Source organism: Runella sp. (assembly GCF_027484545.1).
In the GTDB taxonomy this organism is placed as follows: Bacteria; Bacteroidota; Bacteroidia; order Cytophagales; family Spirosomataceae; genus Runella.
Genome location: NZ_JAIXST010000146.1, coordinates 1 through 18,416 on the forward strand (window position 1 = coordinate 1; position 18,416 = coordinate 18,416).

An 18,416-nucleotide genomic window follows, 5' to 3' on the forward strand; every position below is an offset into this window, starting at 1 on the left:
CATATCGCTCAATTATTTACGCCAAAATATTGACGACTCAATTAAGAACGCCCAAATAATATTTGGTCAAAATGTCAAAGAACTCTTTTTAATTATCAGAACTTAACAGCCCTCCTATTGAAGAGGGAGCCACCAAAGGTTTTCCTACCTTAAAACTATACAGCTTTTTGTCATATAGATTGACTAAAAATAAAGTATCTTGATAACGGGTAAACTGTACCCCTGTACCCCTCCCATCCCAACTTTACCAGCCGTATGAAACGCCAATGAATCTCTGCTGCGTCCAGTTCTGGAAGCAGGCAAAAGATTAAGATTGGTCACCGGGTCAGGTCCCGTATCAATTCCCAACGTCTTTACATCTAAAAAGCTATGGATTGTATTGCCATTTCCTAAATCAATATAGTAAAGTCCGCCAGTGCCCAATGGCCCCATTCCAACGTGCCGACGTACGATTGCCCCAACCATCAATCGTTTTGAATCTCTCTGATAAGAGGCTATCCAAGTTGGACCAATATCTTTGGCTTTTGCTAACTTTACCATAGAGAAATCATCTACCCCCGCCAAACCTTGGGCGTTGTAATCAAACAGTACAAGCGCCGGATCTTCCCCTGCCGAACCACCTGTCAAGGGATTTCCCATTACATAGCAGGCTGTAGTTACCTTAGGTCCCGCTTCAGTATCAATACAATATTCATCGTCGTTCGTAATCCCCAAATTGATATTCGTTGCAGGCGCTTTAATAAATTGAACATCTGTGCCGCTGTTTAAACCTACGAAACTGGGTGAAAAAGTCTCAGGAAAATTACTAAACTCCACCCGCAGCAAGCTGTCTTTGGGTGCTTTGGATATGTCAAATTGATACACCCCTGCCGTATCAGTAAAAGCAACCGCAGGAGTAGTACTGTTACCCACAAATAGTTGTACTTTCACACCTGCCGCTCCGGGTTCAGCAGGATTGTTGGTCGTTCGTTTGCCATTGGAGTCATAGTCAATAAATACTACGCCACTTACTTGTCCTCTCACACCCGTTGCGACAATACTCATTAAAATCAAAAGTATTGACAGGCCACGCGAAAAAGATTTGTTCTTAAAAATCAGATGTAAAATCGTTCTCATTTTTTTGTAAACATTTGGGGTAATTTAACTCGGCACTTTTTATGAGTTTTCATTCCTTTCACGGGTTGAGGATGTTATTTTTTATTATAAAATAATCTATATAGATAAAATATACCATTCCAAGTATCCTATCTACACAAATTATCTTGGGCATTGAAAAACAATATCAACAATAGCTATTACCTAAAACCTGCTAACGATAATATTAACTTTTCAATCGGTAGACTCTAAATAATCAAGAGTTTTTATCCGACATAAATTTTATGTCAAATATCCTGCCATTTTTATGTTCTTTAAAAAAGGTTATGGAAGAGCAAAGAGAGAGACAACAACGAGAATAAATATTTATTTATCAACCACTTACGACTGATAAATTTATCTTTTTAATTTCTGTTTACCTACAAAATAGATTCGTAAAATTTATAATGGTATAGAAAAACTCGTTGTTTCTAAAAGCAACAAAAACAGTGCCAAAACCTACACAAAAACGAACAGGAATGTGAATTTTAATCTCAACTTTAAAACCATTACGGTGAGCTTTTCTGATTAAAAACACCGCTTTGATAAATATAGACCAAAGAGTATATCCCTATTCTTTCAAAGTAGTGCCTTTAGCAGATACTCTTTTTTGCCTTTTGGAATACCTCGCGGATTAGTTTCTAACACTTGAAGCAAAATCCGCTGAATCAATGACAGATACTTGCTAGCTTTGGGCTGATCCATTTCAAAAAAAACGGCCAATTGATCTTGTCTTATTTCACCTTTCAGATAAGTAATTACGCAAAATAGACTTTCCAAGTTTAAGGTGTAATAGTTTGATAGTCAATATATTACAAACTTGGAAAGTCTCGTTTAATTTCACTCAGTTACTTAAATAAGGCCAAAAAGGAGGGCATCTCTTGTATCAGGAAAAATACTGTTTTTGCGAATGGAAGCTTGCCGGGCTCTTGGCGTACCATCAAGGGTAAATTGTGCAAAATAGCTTTGCCATACATTTTTAAATAAAGTATGAAGCGCTTCAAACTCTTCATATTTAAGACCTGTGAGTCGGCGAAGTTTTACTCCATCAGACCCAATGTCATGGTATCGCTGAATCATTACTGGAAACATAAGAATTGATAAGAGGTAAAATTATGATATTAGGCATAAACGGTTATGCCAAATATCTTGCCATCTTAAAAATTTCACGATGAAAGCGTTATCTTGCGCCATACTTTTGGCTTAAAAAGACGTGCTAATTGCAGAAAACGAAGATTTTGGTTTGGAAGAAGTGACACTGTTTGCAGATTTGATTCTGCCCGTACCGGTGCCTCAATTGTTTACTTATCGTGTTCCCCGAACATTAACTCCTTTCATCAAAAATGGTGCCAGAGTAGTGGTTCCATTCGGAAAAAACCGTGTGGTGACGGGAGTTGTGGCTCGTATACATCAAACTCCACCTTCCAAGTACCAGGCAAAATACATTGCGGAACTGTTAGATGAGGAACCTTTAGTTACGCCCTATCAAATAGAACTTTTCAATTGGATTGCTGAATACTATTTATGCACTGTCGGTGAGGTTTTGAACGTGGCGCTTCCATCAGGGCTAAAAATTACCAATCAATCCAAAATTCAGCCCAATCCTGATTTTGACTATTTTGATTTACTGACGGAAGAGGAAGCCAATCTGCTAGAAGAAATCAAAAAGTATCAGTCAATGACTTACGATGAAGTAGGAAAACGGGTAGGCGATCAGAACATCAACCATATCATCAAGTCATTAATAGGCAAGCGAGCCATTATTTTATTTGAGGAAGTGCGTGAGAAGTATAAACCGAAAGTTGTCAAAAAAATTAAACTGCAAGGCTTGTACGAAACCCGCGAGAACCTAATGGAACTCATCGGTCAGCTTGATAAATCACCCAAACAGCAGGAAATCGTAATGCGGTATGTCAGTCAGGTGCCGATTCAAAACGACCCGTACTCCAATCGCGCCGGCCTCGAAAAGAGCTATTTTACCCAAAACGAAGAGACCTCCGATTCAGCATTGAGTACTTTGCTCAAAAAAGGAGTTTTTGAAGAATTTGAAATAACCGTTTCGCGCTTTGCTGATGTAAAACCTGATTTTACCGGCAGCACTAATATCAAACTTACTACCGCCCAACAAAGCGCCTTTGACCAAATTATCGAACAATTTCAGGAAAAAGATACTGTTTTACTCCACGGTGTGACGGGCAGTGGAAAAACCGAAGTGTATATCAACCTGGCCCAACAAGTGTTGGAAAGCGGTTCACAGGTGTTGTTTTTGCTTCCCGAAATTGCCCTTACTACGCAAATTGTAGTCCGACTTAAAAAAGTTTTTGGAGACAAACTGGGAATTTATCATTCCAAATTCTCTGATAATGAACGCGTAGAAGTCTGGAAAGGGGTGGTTTCAGGGCAATTTCAACTGGTGGTGGGAGTACGCTCAGCCATTTTTTTACCTTTCGATAGCCTTGGCCTTATCATTGTGGACGAAGAACACGAAAGTTCTTATAAACAATATGATCCGGCACCACGCTATCATGCCCGCGATGTATCTATTGTAGCAGCCCAACGCCAACACGCCAAGGTATTGCTGGGCTCGGCTACGCCCGCCCTTGAGTCATACTATCAAGCCCTCAACGGCCGCTATGGTTTTGTCAAACTCAGCGAACGCTATGGCAAAGCTTCAATGCCCGAATTTGTGCTGATAGACACCAAGCAGGAACGAAAAAGCAAAAAAATGAAGTTTGAGTTTTCGTCGGTTTTGGTAAATGAATTGCAGGAAACTTTAGCGCGCAACGAGCAAAGTATTATTTTTCAAAATCGACGAGGGTATTCCTCCTACTTGCAATGTGAAGAATGCGGGTGGATTGGAGAATGTGAAAACTGTGCCGTAAGCCTGACCTACCACCAAAAAGCCGCTGAAATCCGCTGCCACTATTGTGGCCATAAAGAAGAAGTGCCTAAGTTTTGTCCCGGCTGCGGTTCTACCAAAGTTCGCACCGTAGGATTCGGGACTGAGAAGTTAGAAGATCAACTCAAAATATTCTTCCCAACAGCCCGCGTAGCACGAATGGATTTGGATACAACTCGTGCCAAAAATGCCTACAAAGAAATGATTGAAGACATTGAACAAGGCAATGTTGATATTTTGGTAGGCACCCAAATGATTAGTAAGGGACTTGATTTTGAAAATGTAAGTATGGTAGGCGTGTTTGATGCCGACCGTATGATTCATTTTCCTGACTTACGCTCTGCCGAACGGGCTTTTCAATTGATTACTCAGGTGAGCGGACGGGCAGGAAGGCGTGCCGACCGAAAAGGGCGTGTTTTAATTCAAACCGGAAATCCCAATCAGAAAATTTTACAAAAAATTATTAATAACGATTATATAGGAATGTACAACGAAGAAATAGCCGAACGAGAGCGCTTCAAGTACCCCCCTTTTACAAGACTTATAAAGCTAACGGTCAAGCACTTAGACCAGCAGTCAGCACAGCAGGCCGCCCAAAAATTAGCTCATCTTTTGACCGAAAAAATGGGGGAAGACAGAGTGCTTGGGCCTCAGCCTCCGCTGGTTGAACGCATCCGAAATCGGTTTTTGTTTGACATTCTTATCAAACTCGAACGCGAAAAAGTTAATTTTAAGGCCGCAAAGACTTTTATACTCGAAAAGGTCACAGATATTCTAACCGATAAAACATTAAAAGGGGCAGACGTAACCATAGATGTTGATTGCCTCTGATTGTACTCGTCAAAACTTAACTAAGATGATCAATAAAAAGACCAAGATTGTTGCTACCGTAGGGCCTGCTTCCGAATCTTCTGAGCTACTTTATGCATTGGCACAGGCAGGAGTAAATGTATTCCGACTGAATTTTTCACATGGCACACACGTCGACCACTTAGAGCGTATTCGGCTAATCCGTCAAAACAATGAAAAATACGGACTCAGCATTGGTATTTTACAAGATTTACAAGGCCCTAAAATCCGAATCGGTAACGTCGAAAACAAAGACGGCGTTAAAATTACGGCCGGCCAACATTTAGTTTTTACCAACGATGACATCATTGGTACCTCAGAACGAGTAAGTACCCCTTATAAAGGAATGTACCAAGACGTAAAACTGGGTGAGCGAATTTTGATGGATGATGGTAAATTGGAAGTAAAAGTCGTAAGAATTGATGGTACTGACGTGGTAACGGAAGTTATTTATGATGGTATTTTGAAATCCAAAAAAGGCGTGAACCTTCCAAACACGAAAGTTTCCATGCCTTCGGTTACTGAAAAGGACTATGAAGATCTGGAGTTTGGATTGGCAAACGATGTAGATTGGATAGCTCTGTCTTTTGTACGATACGCTTCTGATATTCAGGAAGTGAAAGACTACATTAAGGCAAAAGGCAAAACCACCCGTGTAGTTGCCAAGATTGAAAAGCCGGAAGCGATTGAAAACATTGATTCCATCATTGAAGTCACAGATGCTATCATGGTCGCACGCGGTGATTTGGGCGTGGAACTTCCTCCCGAAGAAGTTCCGATGATTCAGAAAATGCTGGTTGAAAAATGTAATCGCGCCTGCAAACCCGTTATTGTAGCTACGCAAATGCTGGAGAGTATGATTGATGCACCGCGCCCAACACGTGCTGAAATCAATGACATTGCCAATTCTGTATTGGATGGAGCCGATGCAGTAATGCTAAGTGCTGAAACAGCTTCCGGTAAATATCCTATTGAATCAGTAACCAGCATGGCACAAACCATTCGTCAGGTAGAAGGAACTGAAGCTGCAAAAAATGCGAAAGAAACAAAACTGTATTTTAAAAACCACGCAGCGGTTAACGATAATCCCGGCCCTACTGTCATCAATGACAATGTAGTAATGAGTGCCTGTCGTCTTGCTCGTGATACTCAGGCAAAAGCCATTATTGGAGTAACTCGATCGGGATATACTGCATTCCGTCTTTCGCACCATCGGCCCGAAGCGGATTTATACGTTTTCACTCCCAATCGTCAATTAATGTGTATTTTATCGTTGTATTGGGGTGTAAAAACCGTGTATTATGACCGCGAAGACCTCTCGACCGATGACCTTATTGAAGATATAAAGCAAGTTCTCATTGAGAAGGGAGCACTTCATATAGGAGATATTTTTGTTAATACGCTCAGTATGCCTCTAAGTAAGCATCGCCGAACCAACGCTGTAAAGTTGAGTGTCGTTGATTAGTTTCCTCTGAGTAAATAGAAGAATACATTGAAAAGCCTTTTCTCAAAACGAGAAAGGGCTTTTTTTACGAATTGACTCGATTGTATTTCCATTTGAAATAAAGAATCACGAACGAAAGCATCAATGTAATGGCATTGGCGGCCACTACCGGAAAGGAATGTGTCATGATGCCGTATCCAAGCCATAAAGCCACTCCAAGAGTAAAAAGCAAAAACATCGCAAGCGGCACATCTTTTACCGATTTGGTACGGTAGATCTGTACGACTTGCGGAACAAACGCAAGAGTAGTCAACGCCCCTGCTGTATAACCCATCACTTCTAACATAGCTGCACTTATTTATTATTAATACCGATATAGCGGAAAAGTTATATATAAAGTTCCTAACTAAGACTATTTTGTTGGTATAATACAACAAGTCGTTATTAGATCACTATTTGATAGGTAAATGTAATAGTGTCGCTTTCAGAAACTAAGTAAGTAACAAAAATTGCCTCTGTGCGCTATAAAGTAGCTTTTTGATTGAGGAAGTGCAAAAAATTCAAATTTTGTTTGGAAAATAAAACTTGACCCTATTTATTTGTAACGCAATTACGCAATTAGCGTAATTTCGCTCTTAGAAAAGTTTTGCTATAAAATGTCAAATAAAATAGTCGTGGTCGTGGTTCTCATTATTAACACCCAAATGGTGTGAGTGGAACTCGATTGCTAATCTCGAAGCCTCACTCACACCACAAATGAGTGAGGCTTTTTTATAACCATAACCGTCTATGTCAGAACAATTAAACAAATTCAGCCGTACACTTACTCAGGAAGTGACCAATCCAGCCGCCAAAGCCATGTTATATGGCGTAGGATTAACGCAGGAAGATATGCAAAAAGCCCAAATCGGCATTGCCAGCACGGGTTATGAAGGCAACACCTGCAATATGCACTTGAATGGCCTTTCGGTCCACGTCAAAAAAGGTATTCAGGAAAACGGCATGGTGGGCCTGATATTTCACACGATTGGTGTATCAGACGGAATGACCAACGGCAACGACGGAATGAGTTATTCGTTGCCTTCCCGCGATTTGATTGCAGATTCCATTGAAAACGTGGTGGGAGCACAATGGTACGACGGAGTAATTGCGGTAGTCGGTTGTGACAAAAACATGCCCGGAGCCATGATGGCACTGGCACGGCTTAACCGTCCGGGAATGCTTGTTTATGGAGGAACTATCAAAACAGGAGAATATAAAGGCCAAAAACTCGACATTATTTCGGCTTTTGAGGCATTAGGAAAGAAATTTGCAGGTACCATTTCTGACGAAGATTACGAAGGTGTTATTCAAAACGCTATTCCTGGAGCAGGTGCCTGCGGCGGTATGTACACAGCCAATACCATGGCAAGTTCGATGGAAGCAATGGGGCTGACTTTACCTAATTCGTCTACCTATCCCGCTACGCACGAAGGCAAAAAGGCTGAATGCATCGCCATTGGAGCTGCAATGAAGGTGTTGTTGGAAAAGAATATTTGCCCACGCGACATCATGACGCGCAAAGCATTTGAAAACGCTATGACCGTGGTGATGGCTCTCGGAGGTTCAACCAATGCGGTATTGCATTATCTCGCCATTGCGCGGGCCGCAGAAGTAGAATTTACATTGGCAGATATCCAAGCCATCTCAGACCGTACACCTTTGATTGCCGATTTGAAGCCGTCGGGTAAATATTATATGGAAGATGTATTGGCGATTGGCGGTGTGCCTGCCATCATGAAATACCTGTATGAAAACGGACTTCTTCACGGAGATTGTTTGACCGTAACTGGAAAAACAATTGCTGAAAATATGGCCGACGCACCTGATTTGAATTTTGATACTCAGAAAATCATTTACCCGCTTTCTACTCCACTCAAATCGACAGGTCACTTGCAGATTTTGTACGGAAATTTGGCCACGGGAGGCGCGGTAGCAAAAATTACGGGAAAAGAAGGGGAACGTTTTGAAGGCATCGCCAAAGTATGTGAGCGCGAAGAAGAAGTAATTGAATACATCTCAAAAGGGGAAATCAAAGCGGGGCATGTTATTGTCATCCGTAATGAAGGCCCCAAAGGAGGCCCAGGAATGCCCGAAATGCTTAAACCTACTTCCGCAGTAATGGGAGCCGGCTTGGGCGACAAAATAGCCATGATTACCGATGGTCGTTTCTCAGGAGGAACCCACGGCTTTGTAGTAGGGCACGTTACGCCAGAGGCATTTGAAGGGGGCACCATTGGTCTGGTAAAAGATGGTGACAAAATCACGATTGATGCCGTAAACAACGTACTCCAATTGCACGTATCGGACGAAGAATTGGCCGAACGTCGCAAAAATTGGAAGAAACCACAACCTCCTTTTACCAAAGGAACACTGGGGAAATACATCCGTAATGTGAAGTCAGCAAGTGAAGGATGCGTGACGGACGAAGCGTAAAAGTTTTTGCTAAGGATTAGTTTCATGATTTTTAAATCGTTGGGACTTGTATTCTCAACGATTTAAATTAATTTCTACTATTATTACTTATAAGGAAATTTCTTTTAAATGTTCTAAAATCGTACATGTATTTTATTTATTTTGAATTATATGGAGCCTTTCTACATTATATTAATAATCATATGGGTTATAATGTTCATTAATAATTTTGATAAAAAGAAAAAAAAGAAGAATATAATAAATTTGAGGAAGAATGAAAAAAATTGGATTTATGGAGTATAGAAAAAAAGAAAGAGATAAAATAATCCCTTGGGGTAACAAATTTTTCTGTCAACGACAGAAAAACCCCTTTATTGATGAAAACAACAATATTAGCTATGACTCACTTTGGTATAGATACTATAAAATCATTCAAGATGATAGTTTGAGCAACTCTCTTTTATGTGAAATAACTAATAGCAATGATAAATATATTTTAGGAAGAAGTCAAACCATAAAAATTCTCATTTCAAACCGTCCTGCTGGCTATATTTATATAAGTGATTATCAATATATGAAAGAGAGAGAGATAATTGATAAAATAGCTGGTTTTAATAAAAAAATAACATTATTTGAAAATGAGCTTCAGACAAAAGCCGAAAGATATGCGGATGAATTTTTTTGGGATGAATATTATGGAAAAATATATGTTGATATAGATGACGTAGAAGATGGATATCAATTCGAGGAGCTAATTGGGGAGTTATTTTCTAAAAAAGGATACAATGTTAAACTGACCTCTAAAAGTGGTGACCAAGGCATAGATATTGTTTTAACAGATAATTCTGGAACAAAAATTGGCGTACAAACAAAATACTACAAAGGTACAGTTAGTAACTCGGCAATTATGCAAGTGGTGGGAGGACTAAAAGTATATAATTGCAAAAAAGCCATTGTAGTAACAAACTCTATTTTTTCTAAGAGCGCTTGTGAATTAGCAAAGCACAATAATGTTTTATTAATAGACGCAAACAACTTTAATGATTTTTTTGACTCAGACTATTTATCAGATGTGCCAAATTTTAATTCTTATAGTTTTTCTTTAATCAAAAAGAAAGCCGAGAAAAACTCAGCATATTCTCGTAAAGAGCTGAAGTCAAAGTTTTTAAAAGACTATCAATCCGATGAAACTATTAAAAGATATAATCAAGAAATTATATTATTAAAAAATAAGTTAATGAGTGAATATGGCATTTCTATTGGATTTTCAAGGCCATTTAATTATTAACAGTTTTATTAAATTACAAATAAATGGCAAAACAAAGGGTAGTTTGTGATACCATGATTTGGTACAATATTTCAACTGGGCTTATTCCAAAAAATAGATGTGAAAATTTTGAATTGATTTCAACATATTTAAATATTTATGAAATACTCACCTCTAATTATTTGCTTAGTGAGCCAGAACGGACTTTCAAAGTTCTGAGCACATTAATGACAGAAAGTGATACGAAGTATTTAAATCCTTTCCAATATTTTGATGAAAAAACAAATGAAAGATTCAACAAAAATATTAAAGATATACAAATAGAATTTGTGAAAAAGTTAGTATCTGGAGCATTAGAATACAAAATAAATATTGAGTCAAATAATTTAGTTACACAAATTCAAAATAAAGCTTTTACGAATCTAAATTTATTGTTTACACAAGAAAAAGAAGAAGTATTATATACAAAGAAGATTATAAAAGAGTATCGTGATAATCATAGCAAAAAAGAAGTAAAGGAAATCGCAAAGTCTAATGCAGGAAAAAAGGCACATTTAGAAGCGACGAGAAATGACTTTGTGTACCTTTTTTCTAAAGGAGCTTTAAATGATGCGTCTAATGTAGATTTAAGTTCATTTCAACTAATAATAAATACTCTTGATACTTTTCTGATAAATTTAGAGAAGGGGGCTTGTAGTTGGCAACAAAACGATGATGAAGACCTCTTTAATCTTATCTACGTTGAGCCAAATGATAAATATTTGACACAGGAAAAAAGATGGAAAAATATAATTAAAGAGGCTGGTATGGAAGCTTATTTATTTGAAAATTGAAATAATAATGATGATTTTATGGTAATTAAGTTATCTATTAGCTAAGACCATAAAGCCTTTTTAAAACAAAAACTTCAACCAATCATGAACGCACATAGAGAAATAGTAAAGCCTCATAAAGGAGTTTTAAGGATAGAAATCCCCGAGGAAATGAAAAATGCGGACGCCATTGAGGTATTTATGGTCGTGGCTGATACTCTATCCAAAATACAGAAAAAAAAGAAGGTGGATTTGACCAAACTGGCAGGAAAGTACAAAGACTTGCCAAATAGAGAAGCGTTATTAAAACAACTTGACGACCTCAGAAACGAATGGGAACGGCCTGTATTTTAGATACCTCTGCTTAATGCTGGTCGGGATTTGCAATCCCGATCCCAGAGCAAAGGATTTATAATCCAAAAAACTAAAAATCACTTATGGGTTTTAAGTACCGAATAGAAGACCATCAGGAAGTTTATTTTCTTACCTCAACTGTAGTAGATTGGATTGATGTTTTTACAAGAAAAGAGTTAGCCGAAATAGTAGTGGATTCATTGCGGTATTGCCAAAAAGAAAAAGGGCTTTTGCTTTATTCCTGGTGTTTAATGCCAAGTCATTTACATTTAATTGTAAGTGCAACTGATGGCAAAAGTATTTCGGATATCATGAGAGATTTTAAAAAATTTACGTCAAAAAAGATAGTCCAAACGATTCAGACAATCAACGAAAGCAGAAAAGAGTGGATGCTTGATAAATTTGAATTTGCAGGACGGTGGAATCCCAAAATTGAAAACTATAAATTTTGGCAAGACGGCATTCATCCCATTATTTTGACAAGTAACCATTTTATTGATCAAAAACTAAGCTATATACACCAAAATCCCGTAAGTGCAGGAATGGTATTTGAACCCCAACATTATGTATATAGCTCGGCTATTGATTATTCGGGAGTGAGAGGGCTTTTAGAAGTGATTTTGATAGAATGATAAAGCGGATTATAAATCCGAAATTCAAACATCGAGATTGCAAATCCCGACCAACACCAAAGTACCCAAATTGAAATACAAGTCATTGAATACATAAAATCAACCCAAAAATGGGAAACTACATGACTATGGTGGCGGCTCAAGACGCGGCTGCCCTTGAAGAAGTAAAAAATGAGGTAACACCCACATTGCCTTTCAAAGCACCCGAACCGATGTCAGGCGCTCAAGCCCTGATGGAAGCTTTGATTGCCGAAGGTACGGAGGTGATTTTTGGCTATCCGGGGGGTGCTATTATGCCTACGTATGATGCACTTTTCGATTATATGGATCGTCTTGACCATATTTTGGTGCGTCATGAGCAAGGTGCCGGTCACGCAGCGCAAGGATACGCTCGTACGAGCGGTAAGCCCGGTGTTTGCTTAGTCACTTCCGGCCCGGGAGGCACTAATTTGGTGACGCCGATTGCCGACGCCATCATTGATTGTACTCCTTTGGTCTGTATTATAGGTCAGGTAAAATCTACCTTACTCGGCACCGACGCCTTTCAGGAAACCGATATTATTGGTGTGACAACGCCCGTATGTAAGTGGAATTATCAAATCACCAATCCTGACGAGGTCCCTGAAGTAATGGCAAAAGCGTTTTATATCGCTAAGTCAGGCAAACCCGGACCGGTAGTCATTGATTTTACCCGCGATGCGCAGATTAGTAAAATGACAAAGGAATACCAATATAAAAAACTGGACGGGTTGTTTAGCTATAAACCGCGCATTGTTCCTAAAGATGAACACTTAGAAAAAGCGGCTCAGCTTATCAATAACGCCAAAAAACCTTATATTTTGTTTGGCCACGGTGTATTGATTTCGGAAGCAATGGAAGAACTCAAAGCTTTTGCTGAAAAAACCGACATCCCCTGTGCCAGTACACTTTTAGGGCTTTCGGCCATGCCGATTGACCATCCTAATTATGTGGGTTGGCTCGGTATGCACGGCAATTATGGCCCCAATGTATTGACAAACCAAGCCGATGTAATCATTGCCATTGGAATGCGTTTCGATGACCGGGTAACGGGCGATGCCACCAAATATATTAAGCAGGCCAAAGTAGTGCACATTGAGATTGACCCGTCGGAAATTGACAAAATTATAAAAGCCGACGCCCCCGTTGTGGGCGATGCCAAAGAAGTGTTGAAACGTCTTCTTCCGTTGGTAAAAGCTAACAATCATTCTACTTGGCGCAATGAGTTTAAGAAGTACGACGTCATTGAAAATCAAAAAGTGACCGAGCGCGAATTAAAGCCCGAAGGTGAAATCAAAATGGCGGAAGTGGTACGTATGCTTTCCCAAAAAACAAACGGAGAAGCGTGCATCATTGCGGACGTTGGACAACACCAAATGATTGCGGCTCGGTATTATCAATTCAAAAACCCGCACTCTTACATCGCATCAGGCGGATTGGGAACGATGGGCTTCGCCATTCCTGCTTCCTTTGGTGCAAAAAAAGGTGCTCCGGACCGCGAAGTAGTTGCCTTTATCGGCGATGGCTGTTTCCAAATGACCATTCAGGAATTGGGAACAATTGCCCAAAGCGGTTTGGCTGTTAAATTGGTTATTCTTAACAACAACTATTTGGGCATGGTACGGCAGTGGCAACAGTTGTTTTTTGAAAAACGCTATTCGTTCGTCGAATTACAAAACCCTGATTTTGTGACCATTGCCAAAGGTTTCGGTATAGCCGGGCATACCTGCTCAGACCGCGAAAACCTGAGCGATTCGTTGGATACTTTGCTTAAATCCGACAAAGCTTATTTGTTGGAAGTAATCGTAGAAAAAGAAGAAAACGTATTTCCAATGGTTCCTTCCGGCGCTTCGGTAACTGATATTCGGCTGGATTAATCTGACACGAGCGATTTTGTACTTAATTAAACGCAAAAATTAAAACTCCCCTTCGGGGTTGGGGGTCTATGACAACTTACACCATCTGTATATTCACCGAAAACACCTTCGGGTTGTTGAATAAAATTACGATTATTTTCACCCGTCGCCGTGTCAATATCGAGAGTTTGACTGTGTCCGAAACCGAGCGAAAAGGCGTATCCCGCTATACAATTACGATTAAGCATGATAAGCGTGAAGAGGTGGAAAAATTGGTGCGCCAAATTCGTAAAGTTATCGAAGTATTGGCCGTGTTCGGCTATTTGGACGATGAAATCGTCTATAACGAAATTGCTTTATTTAAAATTGCCACTCCTTCCGGAGGCAAACCCATTGATATTGAAACTATTAACAAGGTCTACAAAGCATGGGTGGTTTATTGGGGACTGGATTATGTAGTGATTGAGAAAGCGGGAAATGAAAACGAGATATTGGATTTCTTCCGCTATATCAAATCCTACGGTATTTTAGAATTTGTAAAATCGGGACGAGTAGCCGTTGGAAAGGCTCCCAATGGCTTGGTAGAATTCCTGCCCGAAGAAGCCCATTGGGAGTATTACGTTTAAAAGTGCGTTATTTGCAGTCCTTTTACACTCAAACCTATAAGGTCTTTGAGACCTTATAGGTTTATTGCAAATTACTTATGGCTCAACTGCAATCACTCACCGCTCCTTTTCAATGGTTAGAAACCAAATTAGAAGCGTTCTTTGACAGCAAATTTTGGCAATTTAAGGTACTTTTTTTGGCCTTAGTCATTTCGGCAGACACCTTGCTGATTTTCAATTCCATCTTGGTTGATCGTGGTTTTCGGGATTTATACCAGGAAATGCGCCACCCGGGTTTGGTAGGCGGTTTTTTTTGGGATGATATTATCAAACAAGGTGCCGACCCATTTACCCCGAAAGAGTATGAAGCCGGCTCTCACGAAGCCAATCAGACCTTTCGGCTTACGGTTCCGCTGATTGCTTATGCGTTACACCTAAACGTAGCCACTCTTTATCTGCTTCAATTGCTGATAGGATTGATGTTTTTGTGGACCGTGGCAAACATTGTTAATGGCATTTTGAAAGACCGTGTCCTGACATTTTATTTTTTGACGGGATTTACGGCTATTTATGCGGGAGCCAACTTTTACATTAATTACTTAGGCCATGCCGATGCTTTTCCGTTTTGTTTTATGGCATTGGCCTTTTATTTTAGAAATCCATTGCTCGTGCTGCTGTTTTCGCAATTGAGCTTTTGGTGCGACGAACGAGCCATTATCAATTCGTCCTTTATCGGACTGTGGTTGCTGCTGCCGTTTATTGATACATTTCAAACGGAACGTAAACTGAATTGGAAACTTATTTCGCCCACGATTCTCGTATTGATTGTGAGCGGCGTTTTGTATTTGGCAGTAAGAAAATGGCTTGAGCTTTCCTTTCATCTAAAAATTGGGCACGACAATTCTCTATCAATCAAGTCTTTATTTTGGAGCTTGAGTATTTTTGGAGATAAAGTTACTCGTGGATTGGAAGGAATGTGGCTGATTATTGGGGCAGCTTTCCTAATTTTGTGGCAGTCAAAGCAACTCTGGAAGCTGTTATTATTTGCAGGAGCAGTAGGCGTTACCTTGTTTATTACCTTACTGGTCGCCGATGGTACACGTGCCTTATCGTTTGGCTTTATTGCCTTTTTTATTGCGTTGAAAATACTGCACGAATCCATTCCATCGAAGCAGCTGAAGTATTTGTTAATTGTTAGTGCCTTGGTTTCGCTTATGTTACCTATTTCGTTTCCCTAAAAATTATGAACGCAGCTTATTATAAAGAATATTATCACATTGAGCGTGAACATTGGTGGTTTTTGGTTCGCAATCAAATCATTATGAATCATTTACGTCGTCAGTTGCCGACCAACCGTCCGCTCAAGATTTTAAACGTCGGTATCGCTACAGGCCGCACCTCCGAACTGCTTACTGAGTTTGGAACCGTTAAATCGGTAGAATACGACCAAGAATGTTTCGAGTTTACTAAGTCGGCCGTTCCGTCGCTGGATTTGATTCAGGGTTCCATTCTTGAACTTCCGTTTGAAGATCAATCCTACGATTTAGTTTGTGCTTTAGACGTCATTGAACACGTAGAAGATCATCAGCTGGCTGTGCGTGAAATGCAACGCGTTTGTAAACCCAACGGTTTGGTGTGCGTCACGGTACCCGCTTTTATGTTTTTGTGGAATCAGCACGACGACGTCAATCACCACGTCAGGAGATACGACAAAACCCTGCTGGAGAGCTTGTTTACGAATACAGGAAAGGTCGTATTCAGCAGTTATTTCAACTTTTGGTTATTCTTTCCCATTGCAGGATTTCGATTGCTGTCGCGGCTTTTACCGCTACATCAGCGCAAGGTAGAAGAAGCAGGTTCTGACTTTACGGTCATGAATGGCTCGATATTCCAAAAGGTATTTTACGGTATTTTCAACAGTGAGAATACCTTCATTGAAAGCGGCATCCGATTGCCCGTAGGGGTATCGTTGTTGCTGAGTTGGCAAAAAAAATAAAATAGTACATTACCAAATAAACAAATCAATTCAATGGCACAAATCAATTTTGGCGGGAGCGTAGAAGAAGTAGTAACCCGCGAAGAATTTCCTTTAGAGAAAGCACGTGAAGTATTAGCAAACGAAACTATCGCCGTCATTGGATACGGTGTTCAAGGCCCGGGTCAAAGTTTGAATATGCGCGACAACGGTTTCAACGTAATAGTTGGCCAGCGTAAAGGCAAAACATACGATAAAGCAGTAGCTGACGGTTGGGTACCGGGCGAAACTCTTTTCGAAATCGAAGAAGCCCTCGAAAAAGGCACGATTATTTGTTTCTTGTTGTCGGATGCGGCACAAATTGAATTGTGGCCAACTGTTAAAGCCCATTTGACTGCTGGCAAGTCATTGTATTTCTCACACGGTTTTGGGGTAACTTACAAAGATCAAACAGGTATCGTTCCGCCAGCAGATGTGGATGTTTTCTTAGTAGCGCCTAAAGGTTCTGGAACGTCACTTCGTCGTTTGTTTGTAGAAGGAAAAGGCCTTAACTCTTCGTTTGCCGTCTATCAAGATGCTACGGGCAATGCGCGTACAAAATGTATTGCCATGGGTATTGGTGTAGGTTCTGGCTATTTGTTCGAGACTGATTTCTACCGCGAAGTTACGTCTGATCTTACCGGTGAGCGTGGAACTTTGATGGGTGCTATCCAAGGTATTTTCGCGGCTCAGTACGAAGTATTGCGCGAAAATGGACACTCCCCTTCCGAAGCATTCAACGAAACAGTGGAAGAACTGACGCAATCGTTAATGCCACTCGTAGCTGAAAACGGTATGGATTGGATGTATGCCAACTGCTCAACGACAGCTCAACGCGGTGCGTTGGATTGGTGGAAGCCGTTCAAAGAAGCAACCAAGCCAGTTTTTCAGAAATTATACGATTCCGTAAAATCAGGTGAGCAAGCTACTATCTCAATCACTCGCAACTCACAACCTGACTACCGCGAAAAACTCGAAGTAGAATTGGCCGAGCTTCGTGATTCAGAAATGTGGATAGCGGGTACAGCAGTACGTAGCTTGCGTCCTGAGCGTAACTAAGATTCTTTAACTCTAACAGGGTTTAAACTACTGCCAAGGTTAATATTGACGCTTATCTTCGTTTGAAAATATAGAAAATCCTCCGAGTTGTGTAAATTCGGGGGATTTTCTGCAATTACCCTAATTATCACTTTCATGAGTCTCGCCTCCGAAAAAAATAAACAAAAAGCCGCCGATTGGCCTACTTTTGATAATATCCTGCAAGCGGCTGAGCGTATTCGCAAAGTGGTAAAACATACCGACTTGGAATTAAACCTCAATTTTTCGGAGCGGTACGAAGCCAATATCTACTTCAAACGCGAAGATTTACAGGTGGTACGCTCCTACAAAATTCGGGGAGCTTATAACAAAATGGCGAGCCTGTCGGCAGAGGCACTCGCAAATGGCGTTGTCTGCGCCAGTGCGGGCAATCACGCGCAGGGCGTCGCTTATGCCTGCAACAAAATGCAGGTACGAGGTATCATTTTTATGCCCAGCACAACGCCTGCCCAAAAAGTAAAACAGGTCAAGTTATTCGGAAAAGACCAAATAGAAGTTGTGCTGCACGGCGATACCTACGATGATGCCTATCATGCAGCCAAGCATTTTTGCGAGACCAACGCCGCCACCTTCATTCACCCTTTCGACGATATACAAGTCATGGAAGGGCAGGGAACGGTAGGTCTGGAAATTTTTCGCGATGCTGATTTTAAAATTGATTATTTACTGTTTGCCATTGGTGGCGGTGGGTTGGCCTCTGGCGTGACGACAGTCTTCAAACAATTGAGCCCGGCAACTAAACTCATTGGGGTAGAACCCGTTGGCTCACCAACCATGTACACAGCCATCAAAGAAGACCACGTCGTAACGCTCGAAAACATTGATAAATTTGTAGATGGAGCGGCCGTAAAGCGTGCCGGTGAGCATACATTTCAGGTGTGTCGTCAAAATTTGGATTCCATTTTGCTCGTGCCTGAAGGAAAAGTGTGCTCTACGATTTTGCAATTGTATAATGAAGAAGCCATCGTAGTTGAGCCGGC

Annotated in this window: 16 protein-coding genes; 13 read left to right on the plus strand and 3 right to left on the minus strand. The window is 40.4% G+C overall.

Going from position 1 to position 18,416, the window contains the following annotated elements:
* Positions 1–183: 183 nt before the first annotated feature.
* On the minus strand, positions 184–1,116 hold the full coding sequence (locus Q0081_RS13600; protein ID WP_298354229.1) for an SdrD B-like domain-containing protein: 933 nt from the start codon (positions 1,114–1,116) through the stop codon (positions 184–186).
* An 870-nt stretch (positions 1,117–1,986) separates the two neighbouring features.
* Positions 1,987–2,226 carry a hypothetical protein gene (locus tag Q0081_RS13605; RefSeq protein ID WP_298354232.1) on the minus strand — a complete coding sequence of 80 codons (240 nt, stop codon included), beginning with the start codon at positions 2,224–2,226 and terminating at the stop codon, positions 1,987–1,989.
* 121 nt (positions 2,227–2,347) lie between these two features.
* Between Q0081_RS13605 and priA the strand changes: the two genes are divergently transcribed.
* Both priA and pyk read left to right on the plus strand, forming a co-directional pair.
* The gene (gene priA, locus Q0081_RS13610; RefSeq protein WP_298354234.1) at positions 2,348–4,864 is read left to right on the plus strand and encodes a primosomal protein N'; all 2,517 of its coding nucleotides are present in this window, start codon (positions 2,348–2,350) and stop codon (positions 4,862–4,864) included.
* Between the two features lie 25 nt (positions 4,865–4,889).
* Complete coding sequence (gene pyk / locus Q0081_RS13615) at positions 4,890–6,347, plus strand: pyruvate kinase (RefSeq protein WP_298354236.1); 1,458 nt, start codon at positions 4,890–4,892, stop codon at positions 6,345–6,347.
* Positions 6,348–6,411: 64 nt separating this feature from the next.
* On the opposite strand, the gene Q0081_RS13620 is transcribed toward pyk, so the two are convergent.
* Positions 6,412–6,672 (minus strand): SemiSWEET transporter, encoded by a 261-nt coding sequence (locus Q0081_RS13620; RefSeq protein ID WP_298354238.1) that lies wholly within the window; start codon positions 6,670–6,672, stop codon positions 6,412–6,414.
* Between the two features lie 443 nt (positions 6,673–7,115).
* On the opposite strand from Q0081_RS13620, the gene ilvD reads away from it, so the two are divergent.
* From ilvD to Q0081_RS13675, 11 genes are all read left to right on the plus strand, one after another.
* Positions 7,116–8,801 carry a dihydroxy-acid dehydratase gene (gene ilvD / locus Q0081_RS13625; RefSeq protein WP_298354241.1) on the plus strand — a complete coding sequence of 562 codons (1,686 nt, stop codon included), beginning with the start codon at positions 7,116–7,118 and terminating at the stop codon, positions 8,799–8,801.
* Positions 8,802–9,054: 253 nt separating this feature from the next.
* Positions 9,055–10,068 (plus strand): restriction endonuclease, encoded by a 1,014-nt coding sequence (locus Q0081_RS13630; RefSeq protein WP_298354243.1) that lies wholly within the window; start codon positions 9,055–9,057, stop codon positions 10,066–10,068.
* A 23-nt stretch (positions 10,069–10,091) separates the two neighbouring features.
* Positions 10,092–10,880: a hypothetical protein gene (locus Q0081_RS13635; RefSeq protein WP_298354245.1), complete on the plus strand. Its 789-nt coding sequence runs from the start codon at positions 10,092–10,094 to the stop codon at positions 10,878–10,880.
* A gap of 84 nt (positions 10,881–10,964) precedes the next feature.
* On the plus strand, positions 10,965–11,213 hold the full coding sequence (locus tag Q0081_RS13640) for a hypothetical protein (protein ID WP_298354248.1): 249 nt from the start codon (positions 10,965–10,967) through the stop codon (positions 11,211–11,213).
* An 83-nt stretch (positions 11,214–11,296) separates the two neighbouring features.
* Entirely contained in the window at positions 11,297–11,845 is a 549-nt protein-coding gene (locus Q0081_RS13645) for an REP-associated tyrosine transposase (protein WP_298354251.1), read from the plus strand.
* A gap of 110 nt (positions 11,846–11,955) precedes the next feature.
* The gene (gene ilvB / locus Q0081_RS13650; RefSeq protein ID WP_298354253.1) at positions 11,956–13,740 is read left to right on the plus strand and encodes a biosynthetic-type acetolactate synthase large subunit; all 1,785 of its coding nucleotides are present in this window, start codon (positions 11,956–11,958) and stop codon (positions 13,738–13,740) included.
* 68 nt (positions 13,741–13,808) lie between these two features.
* A complete protein-coding gene (ilvN, locus tag Q0081_RS13655; protein WP_298354256.1) occupies positions 13,809–14,345 on the plus strand; it encodes an acetolactate synthase small subunit in 537 nt (178 codons plus the stop codon).
* 77 nt (positions 14,346–14,422) lie between these two features.
* The gene (locus Q0081_RS13660) at positions 14,423–15,562 is read left to right on the plus strand and encodes a hypothetical protein (protein WP_298354259.1); all 1,140 of its coding nucleotides are present in this window, start codon (positions 14,423–14,425) and stop codon (positions 15,560–15,562) included.
* A 5-nt stretch (positions 15,563–15,567) separates the two neighbouring features.
* The gene (locus Q0081_RS13665; RefSeq protein ID WP_298354262.1) at positions 15,568–16,320 is read left to right on the plus strand and encodes a bifunctional 2-polyprenyl-6-hydroxyphenol methylase/3-demethylubiquinol 3-O-methyltransferase UbiG; all 753 of its coding nucleotides are present in this window, start codon (positions 15,568–15,570) and stop codon (positions 16,318–16,320) included.
* 33 nt (positions 16,321–16,353) lie between these two features.
* Positions 16,354–17,397 (plus strand): ketol-acid reductoisomerase, encoded by a 1,044-nt coding sequence (gene ilvC / locus Q0081_RS13670; RefSeq protein WP_298354265.1) that lies wholly within the window; start codon positions 16,354–16,356, stop codon positions 17,395–17,397.
* Positions 17,398–17,532: 135 nt separating this feature from the next.
* Positions 17,533–18,416: pyridoxal-phosphate dependent enzyme (locus Q0081_RS13675; protein WP_298354266.1), on the plus strand; the 884-nt coding region annotated here is incomplete at its 3' end.

Bases quoted from the DNA above. Each gene is read 5' to 3' on its own strand.
- Q0081_RS13600 (WP_298354229.1), bottom strand. From the start codon at position 1,116: ATGAGAACGATTTTACATCTGATTTTTAAGAACAAATCTTTTTCGCGT.
- Q0081_RS13605 (WP_298354232.1), bottom strand. From the start codon at position 2,226: ATGTTTCCAGTAATGATTCAGCGATACCATGACATTGGGTCTGATGGA.
- pyk (WP_298354236.1), top strand. From the start codon at position 4,890: ATGATCAATAAAAAGACCAAGATTGTTGCTACCGTAGGGCCTGCTTCC.
- Q0081_RS13620 (WP_298354238.1), bottom strand. From the start codon at position 6,672: ATGTTAGAAGTGATGGGTTATACAGCAGGGGCGTTGACTACTCTTGCG.
- ilvD (WP_298354241.1), top strand. From the start codon at position 7,116: ATGTCAGAACAATTAAACAAATTCAGCCGTACACTTACTCAGGAAGTG.
- Q0081_RS13630 (WP_298354243.1), top strand. From the start codon at position 9,055: ATGAAAAAAATTGGATTTATGGAGTATAGAAAAAAAGAAAGAGATAAA.
- Q0081_RS13635 (WP_298354245.1), top strand. From the start codon at position 10,092: ATGGCAAAACAAAGGGTAGTTTGTGATACCATGATTTGGTACAATATT.
- Q0081_RS13640 (WP_298354248.1), top strand. From the start codon at position 10,965: ATGAACGCACATAGAGAAATAGTAAAGCCTCATAAAGGAGTTTTAAGG.
- Q0081_RS13645 (WP_298354251.1), top strand. From the start codon at position 11,297: ATGGGTTTTAAGTACCGAATAGAAGACCATCAGGAAGTTTATTTTCTT.
- ilvB (WP_298354253.1), top strand. From the start codon at position 11,956: ATGGGAAACTACATGACTATGGTGGCGGCTCAAGACGCGGCTGCCCTT.
- ilvN (WP_298354256.1), top strand. From the start codon at position 13,809: ATGACAACTTACACCATCTGTATATTCACCGAAAACACCTTCGGGTTG.
- Q0081_RS13660 (WP_298354259.1), top strand. From the start codon at position 14,423: ATGGCTCAACTGCAATCACTCACCGCTCCTTTTCAATGGTTAGAAACC.
- Q0081_RS13665 (WP_298354262.1), top strand. From the start codon at position 15,568: ATGAACGCAGCTTATTATAAAGAATATTATCACATTGAGCGTGAACAT.
- ilvC (WP_298354265.1), top strand. From the start codon at position 16,354: ATGGCACAAATCAATTTTGGCGGGAGCGTAGAAGAAGTAGTAACCCGC.